Annotated in this window: 12 protein-coding genes; 5 read left to right on the forward strand and 7 right to left on the reverse strand. The window is 71.5% G+C overall.

Annotation, left to right across the window (positions count from 1 at the left end; all coding sequences use genetic code 11):
• Positions 1–73: 73 nt before the first annotated feature.
• Positions 74–700 (forward strand): Uma2 family endonuclease, encoded by a 627-nt coding sequence (locus tag PV796_RS14780; protein WP_274913581.1) that lies wholly within the window; start codon positions 74–76, stop codon positions 698–700.
• A gap of 57 nt (positions 701–757) precedes the next feature.
• On the opposite strand, the gene PV796_RS14785 is transcribed toward PV796_RS14780, so the two are convergent.
• The gene (locus PV796_RS14785; RefSeq protein ID WP_274913582.1) at positions 758–1,717 is read right to left on the reverse strand and encodes a LysR substrate-binding domain-containing protein; all 960 of its coding nucleotides are present in this window, start codon (positions 1,715–1,717) and stop codon (positions 758–760) included.
• Positions 1,718–1,857: 140 nt separating this feature from the next.
• On the opposite strand from PV796_RS14785, the gene PV796_RS14790 reads away from it, so the two are divergent.
• Positions 1,858–2,412 carry a peroxiredoxin gene (locus tag PV796_RS14790; protein ID WP_274913583.1) on the forward strand — a complete coding sequence of 185 codons (555 nt, stop codon included), beginning with the start codon at positions 1,858–1,860 and terminating at the stop codon, positions 2,410–2,412.
• A gap of 5 nt (positions 2,413–2,417) precedes the next feature.
• Complete coding sequence (locus PV796_RS14795; RefSeq protein ID WP_274913584.1) at positions 2,418–2,951, forward strand: alkyl hydroperoxide reductase; 534 nt, start codon at positions 2,418–2,420, stop codon at positions 2,949–2,951.
• A gap of 132 nt (positions 2,952–3,083) precedes the next feature.
• Here PV796_RS14795 and PV796_RS14800 read toward each other — a convergent pair whose 3' ends face one another.
• The 4 genes from PV796_RS14800 to PV796_RS14815 form a co-directional block, all read right to left on the reverse strand.
• Complete coding sequence (locus PV796_RS14800) at positions 3,084–4,709, reverse strand: AI-2E family transporter (RefSeq protein WP_274913585.1); 1,626 nt, start codon at positions 4,707–4,709, stop codon at positions 3,084–3,086.
• 126 nt (positions 4,710–4,835) lie between these two features.
• Entirely contained in the window at positions 4,836–5,531 is a 696-nt protein-coding gene (locus tag PV796_RS14805) for an aggregation-promoting factor C-terminal-like domain-containing protein (protein WP_274913586.1), read from the reverse strand.
• A 408-nt stretch (positions 5,532–5,939) separates the two neighbouring features.
• Positions 5,940–7,277 carry a PhoH family protein gene (locus PV796_RS14810; RefSeq protein ID WP_274913587.1) on the reverse strand — a complete coding sequence of 446 codons (1,338 nt, stop codon included), beginning with the start codon at positions 7,275–7,277 and terminating at the stop codon, positions 5,940–5,942.
• Positions 7,278–8,046: 769 nt separating this feature from the next.
• Positions 8,047–8,826: an isoprenyl transferase gene (locus PV796_RS14815; RefSeq protein ID WP_274919028.1), complete on the reverse strand. Its 780-nt coding sequence runs from the start codon at positions 8,824–8,826 to the stop codon at positions 8,047–8,049.
• Positions 8,827–8,964: 138 nt separating this feature from the next.
• On the opposite strand from PV796_RS14815, the gene mgrA reads away from it, so the two are divergent.
• The gene (gene mgrA, locus PV796_RS14820; protein ID WP_274913589.1) at positions 8,965–9,999 is read left to right on the forward strand and encodes an L-glyceraldehyde 3-phosphate reductase; all 1,035 of its coding nucleotides are present in this window, start codon (positions 8,965–8,967) and stop codon (positions 9,997–9,999) included.
• Positions 10,000–10,398: 399 nt separating this feature from the next.
• Here the strand turns inward: mgrA and PV796_RS14825 are convergent, their stop codons facing one another.
• On the reverse strand, positions 10,399–11,136 hold the full coding sequence (locus tag PV796_RS14825; RefSeq protein ID WP_274913590.1) for a prepilin peptidase: 738 nt from the start codon (positions 11,134–11,136) through the stop codon (positions 10,399–10,401).
• A gap of 40 nt (positions 11,137–11,176) precedes the next feature.
• Between PV796_RS14825 and PV796_RS14830 the strand changes: the two genes are divergently transcribed.
• Positions 11,177–11,563 (forward strand): DUF192 domain-containing protein, encoded by a 387-nt coding sequence (locus tag PV796_RS14830; RefSeq protein WP_274913591.1) that lies wholly within the window; start codon positions 11,177–11,179, stop codon positions 11,561–11,563.
• 30 nt (positions 11,564–11,593) lie between these two features.
• Here the strand turns inward: PV796_RS14830 and PV796_RS14835 are convergent, their stop codons facing one another.
• Entirely contained in the window at positions 11,594–12,814 is a 1,221-nt protein-coding gene (locus PV796_RS14835) for a Cmx/CmrA family chloramphenicol efflux MFS transporter (RefSeq protein ID WP_274913592.1), read from the reverse strand.
• Between the last annotated feature and the right edge of the window lie 84 nt (positions 12,815–12,898).

Here is a 12,898-nt window from a genome sequence, read left to right on the forward strand (position 1 = left end):
GCTCGTACGGGACGAGAAAGGCCGCCTCTGCCTACGATGATGGTCTCGACACCAGCCCACTGGGAGGCACGCAATGTCCGCAGCAGCCGTCGAGCGTCCCCATGCGCCTGCCCACAAGTCGCTGCTGCTCCTTGAGCAGGCAGACCAGCTCATGGAGCAGCTTCCGGGCTACCGCGTCGAGATTCTCGGAGGCGACCTCATCGTGACCCCACCCTCAGACTTCGGCCATGCGAGGGGACTGTCCAGCCTCCGGGACACCTTTGCCGCTGTGGGATTGAACCGCGGCGAGACGCGAGTGCTCGAAGGTCTCGGCCTGTGGCTACCGGACGGCCCGGCAAACTTCGCCATCCCCGACCTGGCCGTAGTGGACGCTGATGCCGGGGAGCGCGTCGCCGAGTACGAGTGTGTCGACCCGGCTGCTTTCCGGATGGTTCTGGAGATCACGTCCGGCAACTACGTCAACGACCTGCGCACCAAGGTAGCCGCCTACGGCGCAGCGAAGGTGCCCGTGTACGTGATCGTCGACCGGAAGCACGAACGCCTCCACGTCCTCACCGAGCCCATCGAGGACGACTACGCCATGCACCGCATCCATGTCCCCGGCGAGAAGGTCGCCCTCCCAGAGTCGATCGGCGCCGAAGTCACCCTGGATGTCACAGAGGTCCTGGAAGATGCCCGGCGCATCACTCCACGCCGCTAGGGCGCTTCTGACGGATCTCCGCGACGCCGCGGAGATCCGTCAGAAGCGCCCTAACCCTCACCCCTCCGCGATCCGCACCGGCAACCCCCGCAACGCCCCCCGCAACGCCCGCGCGAACTCCTCGAATTCGGGCTGTCGGGCCGAGCCGCTGCGCATCGCCAGGGCGATCCGCCGGGCGGGCGCCGGATCCGCGAAGTAGCCCGTCGTCAGCAGGTCGTTGCGGGCGGTCTCGACCCGAAGTGCCGTACGCGGCAGGAGCGTTACGCCCAGCCCGCCGGCCACCAACTGCACCAGCGTGGAGAGCCCGGCCGCGCTCGTCGTCACCGGCGCGTTCTCGTCCCGCCCCGCCTCCCGGCAGACGTCCAGCGCCTGATCGCGCAGGCAGTGCCCCTCGTCCAGCAGGAGCAGATCGAGCTCCTTCAGCGCCGCGCGCGGGATGTCGCCGCGGCCGCCGAGCCAGTGGTCCTGGGGTGCGACCAGCACGAAGTCCTCGTCGAACAAGGGGATTTCGGTGACCTGGGGCGCGCCGAGCGGCACCGCGAGCAGCAGCAGGTCGAGCCGGCCGTGCGCCAGCCCGTCCAACAGCGAGGCGGTCTGCTCCTCGTGGACCTGGAGGTCGAGGTCGGGATAGGTGTCGTGGACCAGCCGCAGGACGGTGGGGAGCAGATACGGGGCGACGGTGGGGATGACGCCGAGCCGGAGCACGCCGGTGAAGGGCGCGCGGGCCGCCTCCGCCTCCTCCAGCAGCGCGCCGACCGCGTCCAGCACCGTACGGGCGCGCGCCGCCACCCGCTCCCCCGCCGGCGAGAGCAGCACCTTGCGGGTCGTACGCTCCAGGAGCTGCACGCCCAGGGTCTCCTCCAGCGCGGCGACGGCGCCGGAGAGCGCGGGCTGGCTCATGCCGATCTCGGCCGCCGCCTCCCGGAAGTGGAGGTGCTCGGCGACCGCGACGAAGGCCCTCAGCTGGGCCAGGCTGGGCTGGCGGGTCCGTCCGCCGGGGCTCGTAGGAGAAGCCACTGATAACCACCTCCGATCAACATCCACAAGTCTAACTATTTCCCTGATCAATGCCTCCTGTGGCACTGTGGATCCCGTCCAAGCCTCAAGGAAAGACCAGAAAGACCCCATAGGGGACTTTCTTGCAACAAGGAGAGCGCGTGCTCACTGTCGGTGACAAGTTCCCCGAGTTCGACCTGACCGCCTGCGTCTCGCTGGAGAAGGGCGCGGAGTTCGAGCAGATCAACCACAAGACCTACGAGGGCAAGTGGAAGATCGTCTTCGCCTGGCCCAAGGACTTCACCTTCGTGTGCCCGACCGAGATCGCGGCCTTCGGCAAGCTGAACGACGAGTTCGCCGACCGTGACGCCCAGGTCCTCGGCTTCTCCGGCGACTCCGAGTTCGTGCACCACGCCTGGCGCAAGGACCACCCGGACCTGACCGACCTGCCCTTCCCGATGCTGGCCGACTCCAAGCACGAGCTGATGCGCGCCCTGGGCATCGAGGGCGAGGACGGCTTCGCGCAGCGCGCCGTCTTCATCGTCGACCAGAACAACGAGATCCAGTTCACCATGGTGACCGCCGGCTCCGTCGGCCGTAACCCCAAGGAGGTCCTGCGGGTCCTGGACGCCCTGCAGACCGACGAGCTGTGCCCCTGCAACTGGAGCAAGGGCGAGGACACCCTGGACCCGGTCGCCCTGCTGGCTGGTGAGTGACACCCATGTCCCTCGATGACCTGAAGTCCGCGGTTCCGGACTACGCCAAGGACCTGAAGCTGAACCTCGGTTCGGTGATCGGCAACTCCGACCTGCCGCAGCAGCAGCTCTGGGGCACGGTGCTCGCCTGCGCGATCGCCTCGCGTTCGCCGAAGGTGCTGCGCGAGCTGGAGCCGGAGGCGAAGGCCAACCTCTCCGCCGAGGCGTACACCGCCGCCAAGTCGGCCGCCGCCATCATGGCGATGAACAACGTCTTCTACCGGACGCGCCACCTGCTCTCCGACCCGGAGTACGGCAACCTGCGCGCCGGTCTGCGGATGAACGTCATCGGCAACCCCGGCGTGGACAAGGTCGACTTCGAGCTGTGGTCGCTCGCCGTCTCCGCCATCAACGGCTGCGGCATGTGCCTGGACTCGCACGAGCAGGTGCTGCGCAAGGCCGGCGTCTCGCGCGAGACGGTCCAGGAGGCCGTCAAGATCGCGGCCGTCCTGCAGGCCGTCGGCGCCACCCTGGACTCCGAGGCGGCCCTCGCCGAGTGAACCTCGTCGCGTAGGCCAGCCGAGGCGGGCGCCATCCGACGCCCGGTCGTCTGACGCAAAGACCCCCGCGGACCTCGTGTCCGCGGGGGTCTTGTGCGTGGGGCCGTGGGCCGTGGCCCCTCGGGTCAACTCCTAGTCGTCCGAGGGGTGTTCGGGGTGCCGCGGCGGCGGGGTCGGGGCCACCGCCATCGCGGTCGCACCGCGCGGCGGCACCGTCATCCGCAGCGCCTGCTCCTGCGAGTACGCCCGCAGATAGCCGACGACGGTGTTGGTGACGGCCACCAGCGGGACGGCCACCACCGCGCCGCCGATGCCGGCGATCAGGCTGCCCGCGGCGACCGAGAGGATCACCGCCAGCGGATGCACCCGGACCGCCCGGCCGAGGATGAACGGCTGGAGCACATGGCTCTCGATCTGGTTCACCGCCAGCACCACCGCCAGCACCAACAGCGCCGTGAAGACCCCGTCGTGCCCCGCGACCAGCGCGACCACGCACGCCAGCGCGCCCGAGACCACCGCGCCGATCAGCGGGATGAACGCGAAGAGGAAGACGAAGACGGCGAGCGGGACGGCCAGCGGCACGTCGAGGAAGTAGAGCCCGATGCCGATGAAGAAGGCGTCGATCAGGGCGACCAGAACCGTGCCGCGGATGTACGCGGTCAACGTCCGCCAGGCGCGCGGCCCGGCGCCGGCCACCCCCGGACGGGCCTCGGCCGGGACCAGCTTGAGGAACCACTCCCAGATGCGTCGGCCGTCGTAGAGCAGGAACAGCGTGGTGAACATCGCCAGCACGATGCCGGTGAACATCTCCAGGACGACCGTGACGCCCTCCAGCCCGGCGGACGTTATGGCCTCGGTGTTGGCACCGACCGCGTCCTGGAGGTTCTTGGCGATGTGGTTGATCTGGCCCTCGGTCACATGGAACGGGCTCTTCAGCAGCCAGCCCCTGAGCTCGGTGATGCCCTCCTGGATGCGGCTGGACACCGAGTCGATGTTGCCCTGGACCTGCCACACCACGAACCAGCCGACCAGGCCCATCACCACGAAGCCGGCGATGAACGTCAACGCGCTGGCCAACCCGCGGGGCACGTTGCGCCGGCGCAGCCACGCCACGGTGGGCTGGAGCAGCGCCGTGATCAGCAGCGCGGCGATGAAGGACAGCACCACCAGTGAGACGGCGGTGATCGCCTTCGCCAGCACCCACACCGTTCCGGCCAGCACCAGCAGCCGCCAGCCGGCCTCGGCCGCGACCCGCACGCCCCAGGGCACCGCGGCCACCGGGTCCGGGCGGGCGGCAACGGCCGGCGCGTAGGCGGGCGGTGCGGGGACCGCGCCCGGCGACCGGACGGCGGCGGGGGCCGGCGCCGGCTCCTCCGCCTCCAGCCGCGGCACACCGTCGCTCCCGCCCGCACGCCCGCCGTCGACGTCGTCCACAACGGTCATGGGGGCCGCGGGAGGCACCGGCGGTGCCGCGGGAGGCATGGGGGGCGCGGCGGGCGCGGCCGGCACCGCGTCCGGCGGCCGCGTGGCCGTCGTGGTGCGCCCGCCCGGAGCGTCACCGCCCGCGGGCTGCTCCGCCGGGACGCCGGCCGCCGGGGTGCGCAGCACGTCCCGGTCCACGTGCCCGGCGTACCCGAGCTCTGCCCGCTCGGCGGCCTCCGCCGCGGCCTCCGCGCGGCGGCGCTGTTCCTCCAGCCGCTGCGAGAGCCGCGTCAGGCCGGCGCCCAGGCCGCCGACCCACTGAGGCAATCTGGACATGTCGCTTCCTCTTCCCCGCCCTTACCGCAATCTGACGTCACGACGTTACCTGGGCCCGGACGCGCGAAACCCCCGACGCGTCGCGTTCGGGGGTTTCTCGGCGCTGGGGTACGGCCCGGGGACGGCCTAGTACCAGCTGTTGGCCTGCCAGAACGACCAGGCACCGCAGGGGCTGCCGTACCGGCTGTTCATGTAGTTCAGGCCCCACTTGATCTGGGTGGCCGGGTTGGTCTGCCAGTCGGAGCCCGCGGAGGACATCTTCGAGCCCGGCAGGGCCTGCACCAGTCCGTAGGCGCCGGAGCCGGCGTTGGTGGCGTGGTAGTTCCAACCGGACTCCCGCGTCACGATGTTGCTGAAGCACTGGAACTGGTCGGACGCGATCATCTGGCGGGCCATCGCCTGGGTCTCGGCGATGGTGTAGGAAGCCTTGGCGACGAAGTCCGTGGCATCGCGGACGACCGAACGGGAGACGGCCTGCGCCTTCTCGCGCTCCTTGGCCTCCTTCTCCGCCTTCGCCTTGTCCGCGGCGTCCTTCTTGTTCTGCGCGGTCTCCGCGGCTGCCTTACGGGCCGACTCCTGCGCGGACTTGAGTGCCGCCGCGTCCGCCTGGGTGGACGCCGAGTCTGCCTGCTGCGTCAGCGACGCCGTCTGCACCTGGGCCTGCTGGCCCGCGGGGATGTCGGCGATCGTCGCGTCGGCTGCCGTGGCCTCGGTGTTGTTGACCGCTGCCTGGCTGCCCGATGCGACGCCGACCACGGCGCCGACGGTGGTGACCGCGGTGGCGGACGCCACTGCGAATCCCCGGACCGAGATCCGGCTCACACGCTTTCCTTCCAGCATCGCCCGCATAGGTGACCTCGCGGACGCAATCGTGCCCCTGGCGCTGGCCTCCCCTTGTTCCGGCCCCTGTTGAGCGGGTGGCGCCGGCTGGTCACGGGAGGCACTGGCCCGGTGGGTCCCCCTCGGGGGTCCGCGTGATGCTCGGGCGGCATACGGCAACTCGCTATGAAATTCGGGTATCCATGCGCCCCGGAGGGCGCGTCTGGGCCGTATGCGGGGCCTGACAGGACCCAGACTCTGCCCGAACGGCACGCCGGGAAGCAATTCCCTACCGGGTGTGAAAGCTCACACTTCGTTTGCTGCTGGGGATTTCCGGATATCCGAGCGCACACGAGCGCCGCCCGGCTAAGCTCCCTCGCTTCGCCGGGCGGCGCGCCGTTCTACGACCGGTCAGATCCTGCCTTCCTCCAGCATTTCGGTCACCAGCGCGGCGATCGGCGACCGCTCGGAGCGGTTGAGCGTGACGTGGGCGAAGAGCGGATGCCCCTTCAACTTCTCGACCACGGCGACCACTCCGTCGTACCGCCCGACCCGGAGGTTGTCGCGCTGCGCGACGTCATGGGTCAACACGACCCGGGAGTTGGCCCCGATCCGGGACAGCACGGTCAACAGCACGTTCCGCTCCAGCGACTGGGCCTCGTCCACGATCACGAACGCGTCGTGCAGCGACCGGCCGCGGATGTGGGTGAGCGGCAGCACCTCCAACATCCCGCGGGACACCACCTCCTCGATGACGTCCTTGGTCGTCACCGCGGACAGCGTGTCGAAGACGGCCTGCGCCCAGGGGCTCATCTTCTCCGCCTCGGTGCCCGGCAGATAGCCCAGCTCCTGCCCGCCGACCGCGTACAGCGGCCGGAACACCATCACCTTGCTGTGCTGGCGGCGCTCCAACACCGCCTCCAGGCCCGCGCACAGCGCCAGCGCCGACTTGCCCGTACCGGCCCGGCCGCCCAGCGAGACGATGCCGACCTCCGGGTCGAGCAGCAGGTCCAGCGCGATCCGCTGCTCGGCGCTGCGGCCGTGGATGCCGAACGCCTCCCGGTCGCCGCGCACCAGCCGGACGCCGCCCTCCGGGGTGACCCGGCCCAGCGCCTTGCCACGCTCGGACTGGAGCACCAGCCCGGTGTGGACGGGCAGTTCCTCCGCTCCCGCGATGTGCGCGGTCTCGGCGGCGAACAGGTCGTCCACCTGCTCGGCCGGCAGGGCGAGTTCGGCCATGCCGGTCCAGCCGGAGTCGGTGATCGCCAGCTCGGCGCGGTACTCCTCGGCCACCAGTCCCACCGAGGACGCCTTGATGCGCATCGGCAGGTCCTTGGAGACGACCGTGACGTCGTACCCCTCGGCCTGGAGGTTGCGGGCGACCGCGAGGATCCGCGAGTCGTTGTCGCCGAGCCGGCTGTGCCCGTTCAGGAAGGCGGCGGGCAGCAGTCCCGGGTCGGAGTGGTTGAGCTCGACCCGGAGCGTCCCGCCGAGCTCCCCGATGGGGAGGGGGGCGTCCAACCGCCCGTACTCCACCCGGTACGCGTCCAGCCGGCGCAGCGCCTGCCGCGCGAAGTACCCGAGTTCGGGATGGTGCCGCTTGGCCTCCAGCTCCGTGACCACGACGACCGGGAGCACCACCTCGTGCTCGTCGAAGCGGGACATGGCAGCCGGATCCGCCAACAGGACGCTGGTGTCGAGGACATAGGTGCGCCGGTCGCTCTCACGGCGCTTCTTGCTGTTCACCACGGGTGGACGAACCCCCTCGGATGAGGTCGGGGTGCGACGACGTCGCCGGGGACAGGACCGGGTTCAGGCCGCGCTGCGCGGGCCGAACGCCGGCCCTCCGCGTCGTCCGTGCGGTACGCACGATCGTCCGTGATGCGCAAAGGGCCTCCCGGGCGGACGACCCCATGCCGTCCGCTGAGAACCGGCGCCCATGGCTTGTTCGTTCCGGGCACCGACCTGCCAGGGATATTCCCTCCAACCCCCGCCCCCATGCCACGGCATATGACACACACTCGATGAACCTTTGGTTACAGGTACCCGCTGACCGGCGAAAAGGCGGACGCCCCACGCAACGGGCCCCGGCGCGGCGCCCGGAGGCACCCCGGGCGGACGACCAACGGAGGGGGCGTCAGGGAAGGCGCCGTCAGCACGGGGAGGGCGCGCCGGGCCACCGCCCCGGCGCCGACCAGGCCATCGCGCCCCACCCGCCCATGGCCGGAACCCACCCCGAAAGTTGGCCGGATCGCAACCGTCGGTTTGGCCGGAAGTCACCCTTCCGGCATCCGTCTCGGGGCGGGGAACGGAACCGCCGGCGGGCGACGCTCCCTCGACGAGCGACCCGCCCGCACTCCCCCTGCGGCTTTCAACTCCCGGGCGCCGTCCCGAGGATGGGGCCGGGGTTGGGGTTGGGCCGGGCCCGGGGCGCCCCGTAGGTCAAGGGCTGAAACCAGGCCGGAACGGGGCGGGAGACCGGAAGTCGGAGTCCGCCCCCATGGCCCGAAGTAAGGCGCTAGAAGCCGAAGCGCCGGTGGCGGGCCGCGTAGTCGCGCAGCGCCCGCAGGAAGTCGACCTTCCGGAACGCCGGCCAGAAGACCTCGCAGAAGTAGTACTCCGAGTGAGCGCTCTGCCAGAGCATGAAGCCCGACAGCCGCTGCTCACCGCTGGTGCGGATCACCAGGTCCGGGTCGGGCTGGCCGCGGGTGTAGAGGTGCTCCGAGATCAGGTCGATGTCGACGATCTCGGCCAGCTCCTCGAAGCTGGTGCCGCGCTCGGCGTGCTCCAGCAGCAGCGACCGCACCGCGTCCGCGATCTCCTGCCGACCGCCGTAGCCGATCGCGACGTTGACGAGGACGCCCTTGTTGTCGAGGGTGTTCTGCTCGGACTCCTTGAGCACCCGCTGGGTCGCGTCGGGCAGCAGGTCGCGGTTGCCGACGTGGTGCACCCGCCAGCGGCCGTCCGCGGCGAGGTTGCGCACGGTGTTCTCGATGATCCCCAGCAGCGGGGTCAGCTCGGACTCCGGGCGGTCGAGGTTGTCGGTCGACAACAGCCAGAGCGTGACGACCTCCACACCGGTCTCCGCGCACCAGCCCAGCAGTTCGTCGATCTTGGCCGCGCCCGCCAGGTGCCCCTGCTCGGTCGACAGCCCGTCGGCCCGGGCCCAGCGCCGGTTGCCGTCGAGGATGACGCCGATGTGCTTGGGCACCTGGGTGTGGTCCAGGCGACCCTCCACCCGGCGTGCGTACAGCCGGTAGACGAGATCGCGCAGCGCCGGCGGATATGGGATGCGCATCCCGGAAGATCGCAGCATGTGTGGTCCAGCCCCTCCGTGCCGATGGCCATCGCCCCGTCGCGTAAGGGGGCAACTTTACTTCTCGGCTGTCTCAGCAGCCCAATCGGTGTGTCACAAGTACGTGATAGGGAGAGCTTCATGACCACTGGCACTGACTACCGCGCCGCGGATTCCCGCTATGCGTCCATGGAGTACCGGCGCACCGGCCGCAGCGGCCTCAAACTCCCCGCCATCTCCCTCGGACTCTGGCACAACTTCGGGGACGATCGCACCCTCAGCTCGCAGCGGGCCATTCTGCGTCGCGCCTTCGACCTGGGCGTCACCCACTTCGATCTGGCCAACAACTACGGCCCGCCGCCCGGATCCGCCGAGCTGAACTTCGGAAAGATCTTCGCCCAGGACTTCCGCGGCTACCGCGACGAGCTGATTCTCTCGACGAAAGCCGGATATCTGATGCACCCCGGCCCTTACGGCGAATGGGGCTCCCGGAAATATCTGCTCTCGTCGCTGGACGCCTCCTTGCAGCGGATGGGTGTCGATTACGTCGATATCTTCTACTCGCACCGTTTCGATCCCGACACCCCGCTGGAGGAGACGATGGGCGCCCTGGCGTCCGCCGTCCAACAGGGCAAGGCGCTCTACGTCGGCGTCTCCTCCTACAACGCGGAGCAGACCCGCGAGGCGGTGGGCATCCTGCGCGACATGGGCATCCGCCCCCTCATCCACCAGCCGTCCTACTCCATGATCAACCGTTGGATCGAGGACGACGGCCTGCTGGACGTGCTCGCCGACGAGGGCATGGGCTGCATCGCCTTCGCCCCGCTCGCCCAGGGCATGCTCACGGACAAGTACCTCAACGGCATCCCCCAGGACTCCCGTGCCGCCCAGGGCAAGTCCCTCGACCCGGGCCTCCTCACCGACGAGGTCCTCCGGCGCCTCCGCGGCCTCAACGACATCGCGGCCCGCCGCGGCCAGTCGCTCGCCCAACTCGCCCTGAACTGGGTCCTGCGCGACCCCCGCATGACCTCCGCCCTGATCGGCGCCAGCAGCGTCGCCCAGTTGGAGGCCAACATCGCCGCGCTCGACGCACCCCCGATCACCGACGCCGAACTGACCGAGCTCGACGCCCTCGCCCGAACCACCGAGGGCGTGAACATCTGGGCCCGCCGCTGACCCGCCTCGCCACCCTCCCGGGCTGAGCGAGGGCCGGGGCAGCCTCGGCTCCGGTTTCGCTTTCGTCCGGCGCGGGCCGGGGCGGCCTCGGCTTCCGCCCGCCGGGTTCCGGGGCAGTCCCTCCGCCCCCCACCCACCGGACGGCCCCGGCCCCCACGAGGCCGGACAGGCGGCTACGCGGGGCGGCCACCGATCACCCCCGCCGTCACCACGGCGCGTAACCCCACCAACCGGCAGGGACCGGCGGCACCACAGCGTGGGCGGGGGAAAAAGAAAAGCGGGCCGGTCCGTGGGGGGGATACGGACCGGCCCGAGGGGGGGCTTCCACCATAACCCCGCGGGAGGGGTGGTTCGTGCACCCTGGGGTGGTCGGCGTGGCTCGGGGCGGGGTGAAGGGCTTCAGGGAGCCGTGGGGGCGGCCAGGAGGAGGGCGCCGAAGGCTCCGGTGATCATGAAGGGGCCCAGGGGCATGGTCGTGCGGCGGTCGACGCGGCGGACCAGGAGGAGGAAGGCCGCGTAGAGGGCGCCGAGCAGGGTGCCGGCGGCGCCGCCGGTGATCAGGGTGGGCCAGCCGTACCACCCGAGGGCTATCCCCAGGCCGAGCGCCAGCTTGACGTCGCCGAGGCCGAGGGCGGAGGGGTTGAGGAGGCAGGGCAGCAGGTAGCAGGCGGCCAGGGCCAGGCCGGCCAGGAGGGCGCGTAGCCAGGTGTCGGGGGTGTGGGCGAGGGCGCCGACGGCGCCGAGGGCGGTGGCGGCGGTCGCGGCCAGGGGCAGGGTGAGGACGTCGGGGAGGCGCCGGACCCGGTGGTCGACGAGGACCAGGAGGACAGCCACCGGGGTGAGCAGGAGCCAGGCGGCGAGTTCGGGGCGGGGGCCGGTGGCGGTGGCCAGGGCGGCGCAGGCGAGGGCGGTGGCCGTGGCGGTGGGGAGCGCGGAAGGGCCGTACGGTGCCCGGCAGTTGGGGCAGCGGGCGGGGCCCAGCCAGCCGCGGGCCGGGCCGGTGAGGGTGTGGCCCGCGGGGCAGTGGGCGCGCCAGTCCTCGTCGGCTGCCACGGAGAACCGGTGGGCGGGGCGCGGGAGGAGGAGTCCGGTGGCGGCTCCGTAGGCGGCGGCGAGGGCGATCAGGGTGACGGACACGGGTCGACCCTAGGGTGCGGCGGTTGATACAACGGCGGGCATGGGGAGTTGGGTGGACGGGCGAGGCGTTCTGGCGGTCGCGGACGTCGAGGTTCCGGTGGAGGTCGCGGCGTCGTACCGGGCGCGGACGCGGGGGCTGTTGGGCCGGGACGGGATCGTGGGGGCGTTGTTGCTGACGCCGGCGAGCGGGGTGCACACGTTCGGGATGCGGTTCGCGATCGATGTGGCGTATCTGGACCGGGAGTTGGTGGTGGTGGACGTGTGCACCCTGCGGCCGGGGCGGTTGGGGCGTCCGCGGTGGCGGGCCCGGCACGTGGTGGAGGCGGAGGCCGGGGCGTTGGCGCGGTGGGGGGTTAGGCGGGGGGTGCGGGTCCGGGTGCGGGAGCAGGGGCGGGACGGGGCGGGGGATACCAACGCGGGTGGGTGAGTGGAGGGTTGGCGGGTGGGCGGACGGCTCTCACGCGTCGACCGGGGTGCTGGTGGGGGTCGGGGCGTGGGGTGCGGAGGTGGGCGGGGTGTCGCGGGTGGGGCGTTGGAGGGTTGCGGCGTAGGCGGTGGCCAGAAGGGCAAGGAGGCCGGTGGCGGCGCCCACCCAGGCCACGGAGCGGAGGCCGAGGCCGGCGTTGATGGTGAGGCCGCCGAGCATGGGGGTGAGGGTGATGCCGACGTTGAAGGCCGAGGTGTTGACGGCGGGGACGAGGGTGGGGGCGTCGGGGGCGAGGCGGAAGACCCGGGACTGGAGGACCGGGTTGGTGACGTAGGCGGTGAAGCCGAGGACGGCGACCAGGGCGAGGGCGGCGGGGAGTTGGGCGGCGGTGAGGGCCAGGGCGGCGGAGGCGAGGGTGAGGACGGCGGTGCCGAGGGCGAGGGTGCGCAGGGGTGCGGTGTCGGCGTAGCGGCCGCCGACGGTGACGCCGACGAGGCCGCCGACGCCGTAGAGGGAGAGGACGACCGGGACCCAGGCGGCGGGCAGTCCGGTGACCTCGGTGAGGAGCGGGGCGAGGTAGCTGAAGGTGACCACGCCGGCGCCGAAGGTCAGTGCGGTGATGAGGAAGGAGAGCCAGAGCCGGGGGCGGGCCAGGCCGGTCAACTCGCCGCGGATGGAGAGCATTTGGGTGGCGGCGCGGGCGGTGCGGGCGGCGGGGAGGGCGGCGAGGAGGGAGAGCGCGCTGAGCACGGTGAGGCCGGCGACCGCCCAGAACGCGGCGCGCCAGCCGGCGTGTTGGCTGAGGACCGTGCCGGCGGGCACGCCGACGACGGTGGCGAGGGTGAGTCCGGTGCCGACGACGGAGAGCGCCCGCCCCTTCGCCTCGGGCGGGGCGAGGGCGACGGCGGTGGCGGCGGCCACGGCCCAGAAGCCGGCGTAGGCGACGGCGCTGACGATGCGGGTGGCGAACAGGACGCCGTAGCCGGGGGCGAGGGCACCGACCACATGGCCGGCGACGAAGGCCAGTTGGAAGGCGATGAGGGCGGTGCGGCGCGGGACGCGGAGGGTGGCGACGGCAAGCGCGGGGGCGCCGAGGACCATGCCGAGGGCGAACGCGGAGACCAGGAGGCCGGCGTCGGGGAGGGAGACACCGAGGTCGGTGGCGATGTTGGGGAGCAGGCCGGAGAGCATGAACTCGGAGGTGCCCTGGGCGAAGATCGCCAGGCCGAGCAGGTGGACGGCGAGGGGCATGGGTTCCTGGGTTTCCTTGAGGGGTGCCTGGCGACACCTGCGGCCGCCCGGGGCTACCGACGGGCGCCCGTGGCGTGGCCCGCG

The organism is Streptomyces sp. WZ-12 (genome assembly GCF_028898845.1).
GTDB lineage: Bacteria > Actinomycetota > Actinomycetes > Streptomycetales > Streptomycetaceae > Streptomyces.